This is a genomic window from Mesorhizobium sp. M1396, from assembly GCF_040317725.1.
GTDB lineage: Bacteria > Pseudomonadota > Alphaproteobacteria > Rhizobiales > Rhizobiaceae > Mesorhizobium.
Map to the genome: position 1 here is coordinate 1 of NZ_JAMYLA010000052.1, position 18,911 is coordinate 18,911.

Consider the following 18,911-nt stretch of genomic DNA (forward strand, 5'->3'; position numbering starts at 1 on the left):
GAAGCACGCTGGCCGCTACCTTGGCTCGTTTGTTGGGACGCGTATGATTGGCGAAACCATCGGACACGGTGTCCTTCTCCCCGTCACTATACGGGGAGATGTGCCCGGCAGGGCGATGAGGGGCAGCGCGACCGGGGCTAGAAAATCGCGTCCGAACAACAACATACAGCCGCCACCTCGCAATGCAATTCAGGAATCCCCCATGTCCCGTCACGTCACCTTCATGACCATCGACGAAGCCGAGCACTACACGCCGCAAGAACGCGCGGCGATCGTTGCCGCCTATCCCGCGCATGAGCGCGAGGCCCGCGCGCGCGGCATTCCGGTGCTGGGCTCGGGCCGCATCTTTCCGGTGGCGGAGGAATTGATCGCCTGCGAGCCGTTCCGGCTGCCGCGCCATTGGCCGCGCATCGGGGCGCTGGATTTCGGCTGGGATCACCCGTCGGCTGCGGTCGAGCTGGCCTGGGACACGGAGGCCGATGTCGTCTATGTCACCAAGGCTGCCCGCGCCTCGCAACAGACGCCGGCCATGCAGACGCTGACGCTGAAACCATGGGGCGAATGGCTGCCCTTTGCCTGGCCGCGCGATGGCCGCCGCGAGACGCTGGAAGGCGCGGGCGTGGCGCTTGCCCGGCAATATGCCGCGCACGGGCTCAACATGCTGACCCGCCACGCGCAATTCGCCGACGGTTCGGTGTCGGTCGAGGCCGGGCTGATGGAAATGCTGGACCGCATGCAATCCGGCCGCTTCAAGGTGTTTTCCACGCTGGCCGACTGGTTTGAAGAGTTTCGGCTGTTCCATCGCAAGGATGGTCAGGTGGTCAAGCTGCGGGATGATCTGATGGCGGCGACCCGCTACGGCGTGATGATGTTGCGGGAAGCGGTGGTGGATCCGGCGGAGTTCAAGAGCGCGCGGAGGAAGGTGGGGCAGAGTGATCCGCTGGGTGCCTTTCGATAATTGAATTGGTGCTTCGACGAAGCGTGCCGGAATTACGGCGACAGAAGAGTGCACCGTCACAGTAATTCTCGTAATTCGTAGCTCTTTAGGTGGGGCGGTCTTTCCCGCCAGCTTCCCCGCCAAGGCTTTCAAAGCGGCCGTCGCGCACGTTGTTCCTTGCCACGTGGAGCGCATCAGCCGCTCTCTCCAACTCAGACATTGTGAACAGGCGATGGCCCGCCGACGTGTGACAAACAACGTGCGGCTCACCAGCGGTGTGCGGGTCCGCTCTTGCACCACATAGCCCATGCGCCAGGCAATTTCGGGTATCGGCAAGTGTCTGGATGTCACTCTGGACCCCTTGGCAAGCCTCTGGCTCAACTGAGCGCCAGTGGCCCCACAATGATCCCTTGAACAACTGGCGGTCTGGCTCGATTGCCTCGATGCGCTCGCGGATTTCTGCTTCCAGCCATCCCCAATGCAGCAGCACATATGCCACTGCGGCCATCAAGTCGCGCATGTTGGGTTGGGCAGCCAAATCATCAGCCATATTCGTAGATCGACCTGCGTTTGCGCCACAAGAATGACGGCGACATGGAACTGTTATCACCCATGTGACTGGAGTGAACCTTCGGGCTGAAACATGGAGAATAGTTGAGAAAAGTGCACTGTCACCGTGATTTCACTCCACGATCTTCCAGTAAGAATCCTTGCGGATCACCTTGCCGTTGCGAAACGTGTAGAAGTCGCAGCCTTGGACTTCCTTTTTCACGCCCTCGTGGGTGGTGCCGGTGAGGGTCCATTTCGACATGCCGGTGTCGGCGGCCTCGTCGGCAAAATGCTCTGCCTTGCCGTAGTGGACATCGGGCAGGCCTTCGAAGCGTGTTGCCAGCGCGTCCCGTACGTTGCGCTTGCCGTCGCAACGCGTTCCCCAGGGCTCGGCTCCCCTCGGCATCTCCAGGACGCAGTCGTCGGCAAAGAACGCCATGATGCGATCGAGATCGTGCGCGTTGAAGGCTTCGCATAGCTCCGTCAGTGTCGCTCGAATGTCCATTCGCCCGTCTCCTGGATAGCCGCAGCGTTCGATGTTCGAAGTAGGTCACCAGCGACGGGGGCGGTCAAGTGCGCAAGCCGTCGAGACTCCGCCCGGAAGCGGGAACCTCCGTTGCTCAGGCCTGCTCATGACCCTTCGCATCGTCCCCGCCACCTTGCGCGACCTGTCCTATATCGCCGCCAACCTGCGTCCCGAAGATCGGGCCGAGATCGACTGCCAGCTCGACCACTGGTCGCCGGCGCTGCTGGCGCTGACGGCGCTGCAGGGGTTTGCCTATGTCGCCGAACTGGACGGCAATCCGGAGGCCGGGTTTGGCGCCGCCGAACAGCGCGGTGGGCTGTGGATCGCCTGGAGCTGGGGCACGCGCCGCATGCGGCGCTGCGTGCCTGGGATCTCTCAATTCTTTCACGCCACGCTTGGGCCTCAAGTCGCGGCGCGCGGCGCCTGGCGGGTCGAGGCGCGGGCGCTGGCCGCCAATGAACTGGCGCTGCGCTGGCTTGGCCGGCTGGGCGCCACGCAACGCTGCCTGCTGCCTGGATATGGCCGCAACGGCGAAGACTTTTTCCTCTATGACTGGACAAGAGAAGGCTGGAACCATGTGTCTGTTTCAAAAACCACCGGAACTGAAGCCGCTGCCGCCGACGCCGACCGCCGAGGACAAGGATGTGCAGGCGCGGGAAGCTGCGCTGCGGGCTGAACTCGAACAGCGCAACGGCACCGCCGGCACGATCAAGACCGACCTCGCGCCCGGCAGCCTCACAGGCCAGCGCCGCGTGCTGTTGGGGATGTGACCATGACCGCGATGAAGCGCAGTTTTCGCAAACGCGTGTGGGATTGGTGGGTGTGGAGGCGGCATGCGCGGGCGGTGAAGCGGCGCGGGTGATCTCCCCCGGAGGGATCGGTTGCTCAGTGTCCCGCCCGCTTTTGCGTTAAAGCGGAGAGCAATTCGTCATCTTGCGGCGGGTTGACAATCCGGCCCCAGCCGCCATGCTGCACTGCAACATTACTATCTAGGAGTCCGCAATGACAGATATCAGGTCATCGCGCATCGAATGCCTCGACGGGCTTCGGGCGCTCGCGGCGATCTGGGTGCTTGTCGGGCATTGCCTGCTTCTGACCGGCTGGCGTGTTCCCATCGTCGGCGAGCCGGATCTCGGCGTCGATCTCTTCATCATGCTGTCCGGCTTCCTGATGGTGTTCCACTATCAGCTGCGCCAGGACAAAGAGCCCTGGCAAAGACCGGGAACCTGGCTGAAATTCTGGACGCGCCGCTACTTCAGGATCGCGCCGCTGTTCTACGTCATGCTTTTGCTGGCACTCGCGCTTGGCCCCTATCTCTACGGTTCCAGGATAATCATCGACGATTTCCTGTCGAGGTCGCACCAGGCGCCCGAGCGCTATCTCGACAGCGGCCCGAAGAACATCGTCGCGCATCTGACGTTCCTGTTCGGCCTGCTGCCAGGCTTCGCCTACCGCACGCCGCTCCCCGACTGGAGCCTGGGACTGGAGATGCAGTTTTACGCGGCCTTCCCGGCCATTATGCTGTTGGTGCGCAGGTTCGACTGGATAAGAAGCGCCGGGCTGGTCGCCGCGGTTGGTTGCATCATCGTGTTTGCGCTGGGCCGATTGTCGGTCCATTTTCCGATGCCGTCGTTCCTGGCGCTGAAGATGCAGATATTCCTGTGCGGCATGCTGCTGGCGGGCGTCGTGCATCAGAGCCAGCCACGGCCGATCCTGTATCTGGCACTGGCGCTGCTTCTGGCGGCGCTGCCGTTTGGCGGCGACTACGGACTTGGCAAGCTGCTGGTGCGAGAAGCGCTGGTGGCGGGGTTCTTTGCCCTGGTTCTCTACCGCATGCTGCCGGGAGCGGCAGGAAGGCTGGCGAGGGCGATAGCCGTGACGCTCAGCAACCGGTTCTTTCATCTCATGGGAGAGCTTTCCTTCAGCATCTACCTGATCCATCTGCTGGTGTTGCAGCCTGTCGCGGCGTTCGTCATCAGCCAATACGGCCACGGGCTGGCGGCGCCGCTGCGTTTCGCGATCGTCGTCGCCATCGTCCTGCCGACGGTGACCCTGCTGTCCTGGGTCACCTATAATCTGATCGAGGTTCCCGGCCAGAAGGCGGGCCGATTCGTCGTCCGGCGCTTTGGCCGCAAGGGCGGCGCGCCGGCGCTGGAGAGCATCAAGCGCAGCGCATGATCGTGCGTGCCGATCGCCAATCGCGCGTCGGCCAAATGGGCACGCTGCCATGACACGACCGGCGGCGAACCAAATCCCGCTAAAACTGTGTCACGCCCTCTCGTGCGCGCCAAAGTGAAAGCCACTGCCGCAGCAGTGTCCGGATGTTCTTGTCGTAGACATAATGCGCGAATGCCGAGACCGCGATGATGACGATGGATGTTCCCAGAATGAACGGCAAGCCGTGCTCGTTCCACGAGGCCCCGGTCACAGATTCGACCACGGCGTTCGAAAGGCGGATGAGCGGCGTGTGAAGAACATAGATGGCGTAGGAGATATTGCCGGAGAAGAGCGCAACCCAGCGCCAAAACCCGGATAGCCGCAAACGGGAGGCCACGAGAACGAGCCAGGGCCAGACCAGGACTATTATCGCCAGACTGCACAATTGCACATGTTCGACGGGTCTGAAGATCATGAGCACGCCGCACAGCGTCAGGAGAAACGGCATATAAAGATTGCCATCCCGACTCTTCCCGGTCGCATATCGGTTGAGAAAGACCCCGAGAAAGAATGAGAACGCGATCCGGGCGGGAGCCGCGATCGTGTCGTCCCAATGGGCGCCGCCCCCAAGGACGAAACCCTGCCAAGCCAGAAGCACCAGGGCCAGGAACGCAACACCGACAATGAGTGCAAGTGAACGAGCAGCCAGCCTTACGGCCAGCGCGGCAAAAACAGCGTTGGCGACGAGTTCATAAAATAGCGACCACGCTGGGCCATTCAGCGGGAAAAGCACGTCGGGAAATGTCGAGAGCGACGGCGGCGTGGGTAAAAAAAGAACGGAAAACCCAAGACTTGCGAGCAAATCCAGCCGCGAATACGAACTGAGCCCGCGCGTTGCGATGATTGCACCCACGCCGATCACAGCCAGGCCGACCGCGGCAAAATATAGCGGGTAGAGCCTGAGAAGACGGATCTCCGCGAACTCCCAAAATGACATGCCCTTTCGGAACTTGTCGTCGTAGGCGTGGGCGATCACGAAGCCGCTCAACAGAAAAAACAGGTCGACGGCGAGGAACCCGGACGGCGCCAGATCATATCGCCGGCCCGTGAATTCGGTGAAGTGGCCTAGCATCACCAAAACAGCAGCGATGCCCCGGAGGCCATGCAGAGCGTCGAAGTGGGCCGTTTCCGCCCTTGATTCTGGCGTTTTGGTCATCCCGTATCCGTTACTTTGCCCATCTACGCACGGATTGCTGCAACGCACAAGAACGTTTTGCGACGCACACTCAACCCACATCCAGGAGCCCCACATGGCCATTGCAGAAGGCTCGATCAGCCGCGCCCGCGATATCCTTTCCCGCCAGTCCGAGCTCGAGAGCGAGCGCGGCCAGTATGAGGCCGTGTGGGAGCAGGTGGCGGAGTTCTGCGACCCCGACGCGCCCGATATATGGAGCGGCCGCCGCGGCGTTGGGCCGGACTCGCAGGCAGAGCGGCAGGAGCGGCGCGGTGCGCGCGTCTATGCCAACACCATCAACTCGGCCGCCAACCGGCTTGCCGCGGGGCTCGAAAGCCTGATCATTCCGCAGTCGGAAAAATGGCATGGGTTGTCGACTGCCGCCATGAACGACGACGAGACCGACGAGGAGAAGGAATGGGCGGAAGGTTTGCGCGATTTCCTGTTTGCGCTGCGCTACTCCGCCAATTCGAATTTCGTGCCGGCCACGCAAGCCTGCCTGCGCAACGTCGTGCGCTACGGTCCGGCCTATCTCTATGCCGAGGAAGGGTTCGGCGCCACGCTGATCCGCTACGCCTCGATCCCCGTGGTCGAGGGCTATCTCAGCCGCAACCGCTGGGGTCAGGTCGATATTTTCCATCGCCGCTACGAGCGCACCGCGCGGCAGGCCGCACAGCTGCTCGGCTACGAAAAGCTGCCGGCGCGCATCAAAGTGCTGGTCGACGATCCGGCCAAATGCGAGACGAAGATCTCGCTGATCCAGTGCATCCAGCCGCGCGACGAGCGCAAGATGTACAGGCTGGGCGGTCAGTACCAATATCTCGACACGGCGTTTGCCTCCTACCACGTCATTGAGGACGAGGAGGAGATCGTGCGGGAAAGCGGCTTTCGCACCTTCCCGGTGTCGACGTTCAATTGGCGCCGCTACGAGGGCGACCCCTATGGCATCTCGCCGACCATAGAAGCACTGACGACCGTGCGCGAGGAAAACGCGGTGCGCCGCTCCGGCCTGCGCGCGCTGCAGCAGATCACCGATCCGGCCACCGCCTCGAAGGCCCGGCTCGACTATGTGCCGGTTCTCAATCCAGGCGAGAATTATCCGGGCCTGATCGACGACAATGGCCGGCCGCTGATCGCGCCGATCTCGACCGGGCAGAACCCGACCTATGCCTTCAATTACGCGCAGAGCCGCGCCGACGAGATTCGCGACATGATGTTCGTCAACCTGTTCCAGACGCTGGTGCAGAACCCGCAGATGACGGCGACCGAAGCGCTGATCAGGCAAGAAGAGAAGGGCGCGCTGCTCGGGCCGTCCGGCTCGATCATCCAGGCCGGCTTCGCCACCAATCTCGACCGCGAGCTTGGCATTCTCGAAGACAAGGGGCTGTACGACGAGGACAGCCGCTTCCTGCCGCCGGAAAGCCTGGCCGGCAAGGCGGTGCGGCCGACCTTCACCGGCCCGCTCGACGTGCTGCGCCGCTCGGCCGAGGCGCGCGACACCATCCAGGTGGTGACGACGGCCATGCAGATGGCGCAGTTCGATCCGGGCGTCATGGACAACATCGACAGCGACGAGGCGATCAAGATCGTGCAAAGCGCCGGCCGCAGCCCGCAGCGCATCTTCCGCCGCAAGGAGGAGGTGGACGAGTTGCGCGGCGCGAGAGCCAAGACCCAACAGGCGCAGGCCGGCATGGCGGCGATCGCCACCGCCGGCAAGGCCGCCAAGGATGCGGTGCCGGCGGCCGTGCAAGCACGCGACAGCGGCCTGCTTGATGGGCTGCAAGACATGCTGGGCGGCGGTGGTCAAAACGGGCAGCCCGTCGGCCCGGCGGGTAACAGCGCATGAGCCGGAAACGCTTCGCTCATGCAGGGCAGGCCGGCAGTCCTGCCAAGGCGCGGGACGCGCTGGCCAAGGCTTATCTCCGTGTGTTTTCCGGCCAGGACGGCGAGATGGTGCTGGCCGACCTCGCGGCGACCACGGGCTATTACCGGCGGCCGTCCTATGGCGAGTGGATGGCGCGCACCAGGACGCCGAACGGCTTCGAACTGCACAGCGCGCTCAGCAATGCGCGGGCCGAGGTGGTGCAGCATATCATGGGGTTCCTGACGCTGGACGACACGCAGCTGGTGGCGCTGGAGAAGGCGGCACGGGCGGAGATGTAGGCGCTGAAGCTGCGTCCCTCGCCGCGTTTACGGGGAGAGGATGCCGGCAGGCAGGTGAGGGGCGGCGCCAGCATGTCGAACCTAGCGCTGCCCGTCCTTCGGACTCCCTGCCGGGGCCTTCTGCCCGTTGAACGGGAGAAGGGGCTAGTAACGGTCGCAGCGGCTCTGCGACGCGGTCGCGCTGCCGAAGTGATCCATTGACCCACACGGGGCAGCACCGCTGCTCCAGGATTCTTTCAAAAAAGTCGATCCGACAAAACCCGCGAAGGCGGACAGCCAGCGTGCGACCCGGCCGTGCCGTGCTCGCCGGCGCGCCCTTTGTTCAAAGCCAGTTGGGCAGGAAACAGCCAATGGTCAGCATCATCCCCCTCTCCATTGCCCCGCGCCGGCTCGATACCGGCAACGCGGTGCAATACCCGCAGGGATCGCCGATCGGCGGCGCCATGCAGGGTCTTGGCGACGAGTTCTCGGCCATCGCCGCGCGCTACCAGCAGATGAAAGACCAGCAGGAGGCATTCGACGCGGAGCTGGCGCGCCGCCGGTTCAATGGCCGGATCGCGCAGGCGGAAGACGAGGTGACGGCGAATGCGCCGGCCGACGGCGCCGGCTTGCATGAGACGATGTACGGCCAGGTCGATCCACGCAGCGGCCGAGTGGTCAAGACTGGGCTGTTCGACACGCTGTTCGACGATGCCCTGCCTGGTATGCCCGAGAGCCAGCGCCCTGGTTTCGCCAGGCAGAAGGAGGCGATGCGCGCGGTTGGCGCGCGGCGCATGGCGCAGCGGCAGCTACAGCGGCGGCAGGATTATGAGCAGACCGAGGCCGACACGGCGCTCAAGACCAGCGCCATCGCCATCGGCAACGCCAACCCCGACGATCCCGTCACCTTCGAAGCAGCGCGCCAGGAAGGGCTCGACCTGATCGACAAGATGGGGCTCGACCCGGGGATCAGGCAGCAGAAGGTGAAGGACTGGTTCGGTACCGCCGCCAAGACACGGTTCGAGGCGTTGATCGCCAAGGACCCGAAGCGCGCGCTTGAGATGTTTGGTGCCGGGACGCCGGCTTCCGGCGGCGATGTCTCCGGCGATGTCGCGCAAACCGCAGGCGCCTCTGGCAGCTCAAAGATGGCTGCGGGAAAAGGTGACCGCGTTGGCAAACAGACGCCGGAAGAAATGCTGGCGCAGGCGTTTCGGGACGACCTTCCGCAACAGGAACAGGCCGCGCTGGTTCGAAAAGCAAAGGTGGCCAAGCTCACCCAGGAGGTCGAGATTCGCGCCGCCATCGGTCGCGCCGAGGCAGAGGCACCAGACGAGATCGCACGCACCGGCGCCTATTCCGGCAAGATGCCGGGCGAGGATGCCTACAAGATCATCTATGGCCGCGACGAGGGCGGCAGGCGCTGGCAAGGCTTGATATGGCAGGCCGATGTCGGGAAGCGGATTTTCGACATGGGGACCATGTCGAACCAGGAAATCCACGCCGCGCTCCGCGATTCCGATTCGGGGCCAAGCGGTCAGCAAAAAGACCAGGATCGCCGTTACGCGACCGCCATAGCGGCAAAGCTGGTCTTGGAGCGGAGACGGGCCGATTCCGGTGGTTACGTCAGCGAATTGTCTCCAGACATCTCCGCGGGCTGGAAAGCTGTGTTTGGCACTGGGCCTTCCGATCCAGAGGCTTTTGATCAAGACAATTACGACAAAACGGTGGCCTTGTCGGTCGCTTCGCAAAAAGCATTGGGTATTGATGATGAAAATCTTCAGCCCGTGCCGTTCTCCATCCTCCGCAAGCTTGCCGAAGACCGCGACAGCGGAAGTATGTACTTCATGGACAGCTACGCGAAGGCAAGCGAGTTGTTCGCGCGCACGAAAAACCCTGTCGCGCGAGCAGCTCTGGTCCGGGAGTTGGATGATGCCGGTCTGGGCGGGATTCTCCCCGGCGGCAAGCCGCGCCTTTCGATGGGCGAGGTGCTTCGCGCGGACGCCAAAGCGCTTGGCAAGACAGCTGCGAATGCCGGGATCGCCCTAGCCAACGCAAATGATTGGATTGCCTACGGTATGTCCGGAGGAACGATCAGCCCTCCAGATTACAAGGATGCCTACTACGAGCCTTCGGACAATGTCGAGAAGGTGATGATGCGTCAGGGAAGTGACGCATTGGGTTGGGCCATACCGGTGCCCGGGGTTGGTCGAGTTGTTGAGAGCGCAGTGGGCGCTAGAGCCGCCGGGCGAGCGGAAGGCCCAATCACCAGAAAGTCCTTCACAAACTCAGAGGGGGCGAATGCCTCGATCCCCGAAGCTGCTCCCGGCCATGTCGAGAAGACAAGTCCTGAGCAAGCGGCAGGCATAACGCCGAAGCCGCAGCCGACGGATTTCTCCAAGCATGATGCCGCGGTGGAGCCTCCTATCGCTGACTCCGACGCCCTCTCTGGCGCTACGACGCCTAGCCCCACGCAAGGTGCTCGCCAGACGATCCGTTCGCCTCGGAAGTCAAAGCTGGACCAAAAGATGATCGCCGCAGTGGCGCGCGAGCTATTTGCTAGAGATCCCGATCGCGTAGAACTCCCCGTCGCAAAATTTGGCGAGGCGACTACAAAAAATTACCGGAAAGAGTATGCTCGGGCGAACCCTGACGTGGATATCAAGGATTTGGTAGTCCATCATCAGGCTGAGCAGCAATTGCTCAAGAGGTTTTTAAATTTTCTATCAGAGAAAAAGCTCAATTCGGCAGAAAATCTTCGTGGTATCCCTAAGAAATTTAATGATATTCTGCATCTTGTTATCCTTAGAGCCGAAAATGACGAATTCTACGCAAATTACCCGAATCCGACAGAGCGGCAAGTTCTTGATCATCGGACAATGATGGATAAGAAGTATGGTCATCATTTCGTCCCGCCTGTCGGAAAATATAGGTGAGCAATGGATTATTACTATGTACAGCCATTTGTTGCTGGCGACTTTGGCAAAAACACGGTTCTCGACAACCGCGTTCACCCGCCGATCGTGCACAAACTGCACTATGAGATCGATGTTTGGATTGGTGATGTCCTGATAAGGAGTTTTCCTTGCTATCTTGTTACCGAAGAAGCTCAGCGGGAATTGTTGAAGATAGGTGTTTCGGGGGTGACGTTTGCCGATGTCGAGGTGACTGCCTCGGAGCTGTTCCATCGGCTGCAGCCAGAGACGAAACTTCCACCTTTCGTCTGGATGAAGATCCATGGGCAGCGGGGACATGACGACTTTGGGATGGCTCCGAACCACGAGCTTGTTGTTTCAGAACGTGCCCTGGACGTGTTTGAGCGCCTCGGCAATGAGTCAGCCGGGATTCGTTCATTCGACGAGCCGGAAATGGATTGAATGATCCTGGTGACGGCGCAGGTAATCAGGAGCGGAGATGACGAGCTCGATTCTGCCCCGGCTCGCACTGCCTCGCGAAGTTCACCGACAACAGGCTACGCCGTGGTGGAATCGGTTGCTGAAGGACCTGGGAGGATAACAGTGGGATATAGTCTAACGGAGGGACAGCTCGACGCGCCGGCTGACTCCGCGGTCGTAGATGGCCTATCCTCACGCCTGGGAGTCGCGCTGCCAAAGGATTACACCAATTTCCTCAAGGAGCATAATGGAGGTGAAGGCTTCATTGGCGATAGCTATTTAATTTTTTTTAAAGCCGAAGAATTGGCTGAATTCAATCGAGAGTATGAGGTTGAAAAATATGCGCCAGGCATCCTCCTATTCGCATCGGATGGAGGAGGTGAAGCCTATGGCTTCGACACTGAAGATGCGGCCATGCCAATCGTGCGCATCCCATTCATAGGTATGGATCGGCGATCCGCTGAGACGATAGCGCGTGACCTCGCCGATCTATTTGCTCGGCTGGAGGAATGGAAATGAGCGCCCAAAATATACATTTGCGTCCCAAGGGAATGGAGCTGTTTGAGATTACACCGATAATCGTTGGCGGCGATCCAGTCAGCATGGAAAACAAGATCTGGTTGACCAGACAAGAGCATTTTGAAGCGGTGCGCTACTGGAATCGAGCTATCGGGATTCTGCGTAAGGCGGCGCTGGAGAAGGGTGCAGGGGCGGAGGGGTAGGCGGTAGCCGTGAAGCTGCCTTGCCTGCCGGCGTTCGTCCGTTGCCCGGACCACGAACGCTGTTCTCTGATTGGAATCGCTGTGATGGCTGGTGCCCTACGGCGCCCCCTCTGTCCTGCCGGCTTTCGTCGCTCGGTAAGCCAAGCAGTTGGCTTACCGTCTGCTACGCGGACCGCTCCTCAACCCCCACGAGGGGGAGATTGGCAGCTTCGCTGCAATCGCCTCAATAGTCGCCGTTGTAGTACCGGTCGTCGCAAGGTGCCGTGTAGATGCGGCCGTAGCGGTCCTGGTAGCGGCAGAGCTGCTCGCCGCGGCGCTGCGGGGTGGTGGCTGAGCCGACGACGGCGCCGAGCAGGGCGCCGCTGGCAGCGCCGATGACCGTGCTCTTGGTGTTGCCGCCGATGGCCTGGCCGACGAGGGCGCCGCCGGCGCCGCCGATCAGCGCGCCGGTTCCGGCCCGCTGCTGGCCCTCGGTCTGCGCGCAGCCTGCCAGTGCCGCAGTCATCAGCACGGCGGCGATGGCTTTGTGAAAGTTCATGTGAGGTCTCCCTTGAATGCCTGAAATCCCTATCGCTCGTCCCGTGCGGCCGCATTGCGGCGGAACGGGGGCACGGGGCCTCACGATATAAGACATGGTTTCTCGGGCGTTGATGGACCGACGGCCGAAAACACCCCTTTCGAACAAGGCGCTAGCGGTGCGCCTTGTCAAAATGATTCAGCTTTTGACGGCCGCCCAAGCTTACAGCTCCGACCGGCCTGAATTGTCACAACTCTTCCAAAAATGGAGAAATGCCATGACCCGAGGTCTTCCCCGGACGCTTGCCCGCGCCGCCGCCCGCGAGGCCGGCCTTGCCCCGCCCAGGCCCGGCCTGAAAGCCGTCACCACAGGGCAGGGCGGCACGTACCGCACTGTCTTCACATTCGCCGGCATGCAGGTGCCGGTCACCGACGCACTGGCCTATGCCGGCCAGAAGATCTTCGATTTCGCCGACGGCAAGGTGCGCATCAAGGGCGGCACGGCGCGGTTGCAGTTCGCTGTCCTCGGTACCCGTGCGGCGACCATCAACGACAATGCCGCACTCACCTGGTCGCTGGGCTCGGCCGCTGCTTCCAGCGCCACTCTGGCCGGAGCCATGGTCAACGTGCTGGCCTCGACGGCTCGCACGCTCGACGGCGCCGGTGCCGCGCTCTCCACCGCGTCGACCGCCGACATCGCCGCCGCTGTGACGCTGGATGGCACCACGACCCCGGTCGATCTCTATCTCAACCTGGCGTTTGCCACCGGCACAGATATCGACGCCGACGGGACGATTGTCGTGACCGGCACGATCACGCTGCTTTGGGAAAACTGGGGCGATAATGTCTAGGCGCCGATGACGCGGCCAATCTCCCCCCTCGTGGGGGAGATGCCCGGCAGGGCAGAGGGGGGCGCTGTCCCGCCAACCTGTCCTGCGATTTTCAGCTCGATCAATGAAGCTAGCGCCTCATAGGCAAACGCGAACGCCGCGTTCCTTCGCGCCCCCCTCTGCCCTGCCGGCCATCTCCCCCTCGAGGGGGGAGATATCAAGCTTTGCCGGCCGGCTCCTTTCTAACCTCAACAAAGGAAACATCACATGACAGATCTGGCAGATTCCGGGTCCGTGGCGGCGCGTGCGCTGCCGGCGGGCAACCCGGCATGGCCTCCGGCCAGCCCGGCATGGCCTCCGGCAGGCGCGGACAACGGGTCCGCCGCGCCTGGCGCCAAAAGTTGGTTTGACGGTCTTTCCGAAGGCAACCGCAAGCTCGCTGAAGCCAAGGGCTGGACCAAGCCTGAAAGCCTCGACCGGTTTTTCACCTCCTATGCGGAGTTGGAGCGGCAGCAGGGTGAGAGCCTGCGCGTTCCCGCGCCGGACGCGCCACGGGAAGACTGGGACAGGTTTCATGCCCGGCTGCCCGAGACCATGCGTCCGGTCACCTCGTCCGAGAAAGTCGAATACCGGCGCCCGGAGGGACTGCCGGAAACCTTCGCCTATTCGGACGAGCTCGCCAATGCGTCCAAGGCGTGGGCGGTCGAAGCCGGTGCTTCGCCGAAGACCGCGCAGGCCTATCACGACAGGTTCGTCGGCTACATGGCCGAGCAGGCCGCGCGCCAGGAAATCGCGCTGGCCCGCTCGGTGGAAGCCACCCATGACGACCTTGTCAGGGACTGGGGACCGACCGACAGCGACGGCTTTCGCCAGAAGCTCGAGGTTGCCAATCGGGCGATGAAGAAGCTCGGCCTGGTCGACGCCTACAAGGCGAAGGGCATCCTTCTGCCTGACGGGGCGCTGACCGATCCGCAGATCGCCAAGGCGTTCCAGGCGATCGGCGAGGCGATGTTCCGCGAAGACACGATCGACGGCGGTGCTGGCTGGAGCGGAGCCAATCCGTTCAAGCGCAATGCCGCCGGCGAACGCAACCTGACCGACATTTCAGCCCTCGTCAAAAGCGACCCCGCCCGCGCCCGGCGGCTGGCTCGCGAGGCGGGAGAAAACCCCGACCTCTGGATGCCGAACAATCCTCTCTGATTCTGAGAGGCCACCGCAAAACCAAACCCGAAGGAAGAGAAAAATGGCAGATGCCTACACCCGCATCGCGGACGCGATCGTTCCGTCCGTCTATGCGCAATACGCTTTCGAGGAACACGTGCAGTCGCTCGAAATCTACCAAGCCGGAATCCTGTTCTCCGACCCGGCCATCTCGTCAAAGCTGTCGATGGGCGGCCGCTCCGTCGACATGCCCGGCTGGAAGGATCTCGGCAACGACCCGTCCGAGCCGGTCAATGACGATCCGGCCGATTCCATCGAGATGAAGAAGATCGGCTCGCGCCGCGAGGTCGCTGCCCGCAATGTCCGCGCCCAGGCGTGGGGCGTTCCGGACCTGACCTCGATCCTGGCCGGCGACGATCCGCAGAAGTTGATCGTCAAGCGGCAGACCGAGTACTGGCAGCGCGCCAACAAGCTGACCTTGCTCGGCATCCTGAAAGGCGTCGTCGCCGACAACATCGCCAATGACGGGGGCGACCTTGTGCGCACCACCGGCGCCTCCATCGTCGACACCGACATCATCGAGGCCGCCTATCTGATGGGCGACCGCGCGGACAAGTTCAAGACGATCTGGATGCACTCCAAGCAGATGAAGGCGCTGAAGCTCGCCGACCTCATCGACTATGTGCCGTCTTCCGAGCAGGGCGGGCCGCTGATCCCCTATTACATGGGGCTGCGGGCCGTCGTCGACGACGACATTCCGCAAGCCGCGGGCGTCTACACCGCCTTCATGTTCAAGGACAAGGCGATCCTGTGGAACGAGCTGCCGGTCAACACCGAAGGCGGCCCGCTGGAGTTCGACCGCAAGCCGCGTCAGGGCCACGGCGGCGGCGTGACGGAAATGGTGGGGCGTCGTCACTTCGTCCCGCATGTTCCCGGCACCCGCTTCCTCGACGCTTCCTCGGCCGGCGAATTCGCCACCGATGCCGAGTTGGCGCTGGCGGCGAACTGGGACCGCACCGCGTCGAGCGTCAAGAACATGACGTTCATTGCACTGAAGACGACTGAGGCCTGATTGGCTTGAGGCGAGGGCGGGGCGATGAGCGCCCGCCCTACCTCTGAACCTCAAAGCCTCCTGTTCCCGGATGACCTACGGCGCGAACAGACAGCCGGGATCCGCGGCCGGCAGGAGCAATTCGCGCGTTAGCGACTTCTCCAAAATCTACGCCCCGACCAAGGCGGCAGCCAAGGCACGGCAGCCCGCCCGATGCCTATCTTGTTGCGACAGCATTCCTTCGCGCCCCCTCTGTCCGGCAGGACAGAGGTGTCTGAATATCGCCATTCAATTCCCCAGCAATTCCCCAGCCGCTTCGCAGCGGCTTTTTTTATGTCCGGAGAAAAATCATGACCCGACCTGCATGGAGGCGCTGACCCATGGCCATCACCCCGCTCGATATCGCCAACATGGCGCTCGCCGTGCTCGACGAGGCGCCGATCGACAGTCTCGATCAGGACGTCAAGGCAGCGCGGCTTTTGAACCTGCATCTCGATCTCACCCGGGAAGCAGAACTGACCAAATGTGCCTGGGTGTTCGCGATCCTGCGCGCCACGGTCGCGGGCGCGGATACCGGCGGCAATTGCGGTTTGAATTTCGCCTATGAGCTGCCGGCTGACTGCCTGCGGCCGCTGCCTTTGACCCATAATGGCGAACCGGACGGCGTGCCGATTTCCTGGCGACAGGAGGCGGGGCTGATCTATTCCGACCGGTCCGGGCCGTTGACCATCCGCTACGTTGCCAACCTTACCGATCCCAACGACTGGGACGCGCTGTTCACCGAGGTGCTGGTGGCTGCGCTCGCCATCAAGGTGGCGCATCCGCTGACGCACAAGTCGGGCATGATCGACATTGCCCGCTCGGCCTATGACCGGGCGCTCGACGCCGCGCTGACCGCCAACGCCATCCAGCGCGGCGGCCGGCTCTACACCGGCTCCTGGTCCAGCCAGCGCGGCGACAACGGGGTCGTGCGCTGATGACGACGCTGTATCCGATCCAGGACGTCTTCACCCGTGGCAAGATCTCGCCACGCCTGCATGCACGCGCTTCGCTCGACTTTTATCGGGCGGCGCTGTCGAAATGCGAGAACTTCGTCACCCTGCCGCATGGCGGCATCCGCAAGCGCGGCGGCACTTATTTTGCCGGCGAGGTGAAGATCTCGGCGAAGAGGACGCGGCTGATCCCGTTCATCTTCTCCGCCGATCAGGCCTACGCGCTCGAATTCGGCGACCGCTACATCCGCGTCTACGCCTATGGTGCGCGCGTCGGCACGGTGGAGGTCTCCTCGCCCTATCTCGAGGCAGACCTGTTCGAACTCGCCTATGTGCAGTCGGCCGACCAGATGTGGATCACGCACAGGAATTATCCGCCCAAGGTTTTGACGCGCAGCGCGCACACGGCGTGGGCACTGACGGATTTCGAATTCCTCGACGGTCCCTATGACGACATCAACAAGACCAGCACGACGTTGACGCCGGCCGATACCGGTCACCTCACGCCTGACATGACAAGCAACAGCGCGCCAAGCGGGGCTGCCTCGAACGCGGAAGGCGGCGCTGCTTGGCAGATATTCGACCGCGACAAGACGCAGAACATTCTCATCTCCAGTGGCGGTGACGGCTATGTGCGCTACCGCAATGCGGGCGGTGCGCAGCGCGTGATCGACGCCTACTGGATCACGGCCGCCAACGAGGCCACCAAGAATTTCGACTATGCGACGGCCTGGGAAATCCAGGGCTCGAACGACGGCACGAACTGGGTGACGTTGGATACAAGGACCGGCGAGTCCGGCTGGGGCAATGGCGAAACGCGTTTCTACGAGTTCACCAATGCCAACGCCTACGAATATCATCAGTTCGTCTTTTCCGGAGGCGGCGGCGCCGATGCCAGCAACACCTATCTCGCGGAAATCGCCTTCCACATTGCCGCTTCCGACCAGACGCCGTTCGATCTGACGGCGTCCTCGATCCTCGGCATCAACAACAACATCGGCTTCCAGACGACCGATGCCGGCCGCGCGATCCGCTTGCTGGGCGCCGACGGCATCTGGCGCTGGGCCAAGATCACCAGCCGCACCAGCACCACGGCGGTCAAGATCATTCTCTATGGCCATGCCCTGCCGAACATGAACCCGATCACCCGCTGGCGGCTCGGCACCTTCGTGCCCGGCAGGCACGTCGAGAGCGGCTCGCTCTACGAGGAGCGGCTGGCCTTCAGCCGGAAATTCTCCGTCTATGCCTCGGCCACCGGCGATTTCGACAATTTCGCTCTCGGCGAGAAGGACGATGACGCGCTCGAGTTCATCCAGGCCGGCGGCGGCCAGGCCAACGACATCGTCTGGATCGCCGACAGTGACGGTGCGCTTTTGATCGGCACATCCGGCGGCATCCGCGCGCTTTCGGGCTCGGGCATCGACGAGGCGCTGACGCCGTCCTCGTTCAAGAACCGGCGCTCGCGCACCTTCGGCTGCGCCCGCATCCGTCCGGTCGATGCCGGCCAATCGTTCCTCTATGTCACCCGCTCGCGCAAATCGATCGCCGAGCTGGCGCAGACGGCGCAAAGCCGTTTTGCTTCGGACGATGTCGGCCAGATCTCCGAGCATATCCCGAAGCAAGGCGTGGTCGAGCTCGCCTTCCAGACCGACCCCGACCCGTTGCTGTGGTTCCCGCTCGAGAATGGCGAACTCGGCGGCTATACCCACCAGCCATCCCAGGAGGTCAGAGGCATGCATCGGCATCGCCTGGGCGGAGCCTTCAACGGTTCCGATTGGGCGGTCGTCGAAAGCGCCACTGTCACCCCCGGCCAGGACGGCAACGATGATCTATGGCTGATCGTAAAGCGCACCATCGGCGGGGTGACGAAGCGCTACATCGAGATCAAGACCGCGCCGTTCGAATATGGCGCCGTTGCCGATGCCTTCGAGGTCGACTGCGGCCTGAGCTACTCCGGCCTTGCTGTCACCACGGTGGGCGGCGCCATGCATCTCGCCGGCCAGTCCGTCGATGTACTGGCCGACGGAAAAGTCTATCGCGGGCTGACCGTCAGCGGCGGCGGCACCGTGACGCTGCCGGGCGGTTCGACCGCCGCCAAATGGCAGCTCGGCCTGCCCTATGCGGCGGGCGCCGACACGCTGGAGCTTGATGTCGGCGGCCGTGACGGCTCCATCATCGGCCGCCGCAAGAAGGTGGCCAAGGTGATCCTGTCGCTTCTGGAGACCGATACGACCGGGCTCCAGGTGCAGTCCTTCATGCGCGGCCGCTGGGAGCCGGTGCGCATGCCCTCGATCGTTGCGCCGAGTGGTCGGGCAATGCTGTTCACGGGCAATGTCGAGGTGCCGATCGACGACAGCTGGGAAGGGCAGGGCCGGGTGAGGATCCGCCACGTCAATCCCACGCCCTGCACGATCAGGGCATTTACGCCGGTGTTTGACGCTGAGCCGTAGCGCGAGGCTTTGAAGCTGGTGATCTCCCCCCTCGAGGGGGAGATGTCGCCGAAGGCGACAGAGGGGGTCGGCACGACAGGACGCGACCTCCCGACCTGAAAAGAGGACGCCAGCGCTTCACGCGAAGCGCCAACCCTCATCTGCCGCAGAAGGTCGCATCCGGTCGAACCGACCCCCTCTGGCCTGCCGGCTCCGGCCCTTCGCTGTCGCTTCGGGCGTTCGTCGTTCGGAAAGCCAAGCAGTTGGCTTTCC

19 protein-coding genes are annotated in these 18,911 nt (G+C 62.8%); 15 read left to right on the plus strand and 4 right to left on the minus strand.

The genetic code is table 11. The features are described 5' to 3' along the window. Positions 1-202 precede the first annotated feature (202 nt). Positions 203-958, plus strand: coding sequence for a phage terminase large subunit family protein (locus NKH02_RS27055; protein WP_352882765.1), 756 nt, complete (start codon positions 203-205; stop codon positions 956-958). A gap of 85 nt (positions 959-1,043) precedes the next feature. On the opposite strand, the gene NKH02_RS27060 is transcribed toward NKH02_RS27055, so the two are convergent. Together NKH02_RS27060 and NKH02_RS27065 are read right to left on the minus strand one after the other, a co-directional pair. After that, complete coding sequence (locus NKH02_RS27060) at positions 1,044-1,487, minus strand: hypothetical protein (RefSeq protein WP_352882766.1); 444 nt, start codon at positions 1,485-1,487, stop codon at positions 1,044-1,046. 132 nt (positions 1,488-1,619) lie between these two features. Continuing rightward, positions 1,620-1,991 carry a nuclear transport factor 2 family protein gene (locus tag NKH02_RS27065; RefSeq protein WP_352882767.1) on the minus strand — a complete coding sequence of 124 codons (372 nt, stop codon included), beginning with the start codon at positions 1,989-1,991 and terminating at the stop codon, positions 1,620-1,622. A gap of 127 nt (positions 1,992-2,118) precedes the next feature. Between NKH02_RS27065 and NKH02_RS27070 the strand changes: the two genes are divergently transcribed. The 3 genes from NKH02_RS27070 (at position 2,119) to NKH02_RS27080 (ending at position 4,190) form a co-directional block, all read left to right on the plus strand. After that, positions 2,119-2,688, plus strand: a complete 570-nt coding sequence (locus tag NKH02_RS27070) for a hypothetical protein (protein ID WP_352882768.1) — start codon at positions 2,119-2,121, stop codon at positions 2,686-2,688. Continuing rightward, the gene (locus tag NKH02_RS27075; RefSeq protein ID WP_352872657.1) at positions 2,657-2,782 is read left to right on the plus strand and encodes a hypothetical protein; all 126 of its coding nucleotides are present in this window, start codon (positions 2,657-2,659) and stop codon (positions 2,780-2,782) included. Before NKH02_RS27070 ends, NKH02_RS27075 begins: the two co-directional genes overlap by 32 nt. A gap of 232 nt (positions 2,783-3,014) precedes the next feature. Then, the gene (locus tag NKH02_RS27080; protein WP_352882770.1) at positions 3,015-4,190 is read left to right on the plus strand and encodes an acyltransferase family protein; all 1,176 of its coding nucleotides are present in this window, start codon (positions 3,015-3,017) and stop codon (positions 4,188-4,190) included. Positions 4,191-4,269: 79 nt separating this feature from the next. Here NKH02_RS27080 and NKH02_RS27085 read toward each other — a convergent pair whose 3' ends face one another. Then, a complete protein-coding gene (locus NKH02_RS27085) occupies positions 4,270-5,385 on the minus strand; it encodes an acyltransferase family protein (RefSeq protein ID WP_352882771.1) in 1,116 nt (371 codons plus the stop codon). 94 nt (positions 5,386-5,479) lie between these two features. Between NKH02_RS27085 and NKH02_RS27090 the strand changes: the two genes are divergently transcribed. From NKH02_RS27090 to NKH02_RS27115, 6 genes are all read left to right on the plus strand, one after another. After that, entirely contained in the window at positions 5,480-7,249 is a 1,770-nt protein-coding gene (locus tag NKH02_RS27090; RefSeq protein WP_352882772.1) for a portal protein, read from the plus strand. After that, positions 7,246-7,566, plus strand: a complete 321-nt coding sequence (locus NKH02_RS27095; RefSeq protein WP_352873994.1) for a Bbp19 family protein — start codon at positions 7,246-7,248, stop codon at positions 7,564-7,566. The genes NKH02_RS27090 and NKH02_RS27095 overlap by 4 nt, the downstream gene beginning before the upstream one ends. 350 nt (positions 7,567-7,916) lie before the next feature. Continuing rightward, positions 7,917-10,478 (plus strand): hypothetical protein, encoded by a 2,562-nt coding sequence (locus NKH02_RS27100; protein ID WP_352882774.1) that lies wholly within the window; start codon positions 7,917-7,919, stop codon positions 10,476-10,478. 3 nt (positions 10,479-10,481) lie between these two features. After that, a complete protein-coding gene (locus NKH02_RS27105; protein ID WP_352874000.1) occupies positions 10,482-10,919 on the plus strand; it encodes a hypothetical protein in 438 nt (145 codons plus the stop codon). Beyond that, the gene (locus NKH02_RS27110; RefSeq protein ID WP_352882776.1) at positions 10,920-11,456 is read left to right on the plus strand and encodes an SMI1/KNR4 family protein; all 537 of its coding nucleotides are present in this window, start codon (positions 10,920-10,922) and stop codon (positions 11,454-11,456) included. It begins immediately after the preceding gene. Then, positions 11,453-11,659: a hypothetical protein gene (locus NKH02_RS27115; RefSeq protein ID WP_352882777.1), complete on the plus strand. Its 207-nt coding sequence runs from the start codon at positions 11,453-11,455 to the stop codon at positions 11,657-11,659. The genes NKH02_RS27110 and NKH02_RS27115 overlap by 4 nt, the downstream gene beginning before the upstream one ends. 223 nt (positions 11,660-11,882) lie before the next feature. Here the strand turns inward: NKH02_RS27115 and NKH02_RS27120 are convergent, their stop codons facing one another. Then, the gene (locus tag NKH02_RS27120; protein ID WP_352486238.1) at positions 11,883-12,197 is read right to left on the minus strand and encodes a YMGG-like glycine zipper-containing protein; all 315 of its coding nucleotides are present in this window, start codon (positions 12,195-12,197) and stop codon (positions 11,883-11,885) included. Between the two features lie 256 nt (positions 12,198-12,453). On the opposite strand from NKH02_RS27120, the gene NKH02_RS27125 reads away from it, so the two are divergent. The 5 genes from NKH02_RS27125 (at position 12,454) to NKH02_RS27145 (ending at position 18,659) form a co-directional block, all read left to right on the plus strand. After that, positions 12,454-13,026 (plus strand): hypothetical protein, encoded by a 573-nt coding sequence (locus NKH02_RS27125; RefSeq protein WP_352882778.1) that lies wholly within the window; start codon positions 12,454-12,456, stop codon positions 13,024-13,026. A gap of 246 nt (positions 13,027-13,272) precedes the next feature. Next, positions 13,273-14,205, plus strand: a complete 933-nt coding sequence (locus tag NKH02_RS27130) for a hypothetical protein (RefSeq protein WP_352882779.1) — start codon at positions 13,273-13,275, stop codon at positions 14,203-14,205. A 43-nt stretch (positions 14,206-14,248) separates the two neighbouring features. After that, entirely contained in the window at positions 14,249-15,238 is a 990-nt protein-coding gene (locus tag NKH02_RS27135; RefSeq protein WP_127383322.1) for a Coat protein, read from the plus strand. A 359-nt stretch (positions 15,239-15,597) separates the two neighbouring features. Further along, positions 15,598-16,194 (plus strand): phage connector family protein, encoded by a 597-nt coding sequence (locus NKH02_RS27140; RefSeq protein WP_352882781.1) that lies wholly within the window; start codon positions 15,598-15,600, stop codon positions 16,192-16,194. Further along, positions 16,194-18,659 (plus strand): phage tail protein, encoded by a 2,466-nt coding sequence (locus NKH02_RS27145; RefSeq protein ID WP_352882782.1) that lies wholly within the window; start codon positions 16,194-16,196, stop codon positions 18,657-18,659. Before NKH02_RS27140 ends, NKH02_RS27145 begins: the two co-directional genes overlap by 1 nt. The last annotated feature ends 252 nt before the right edge of the window (positions 18,660-18,911 follow it).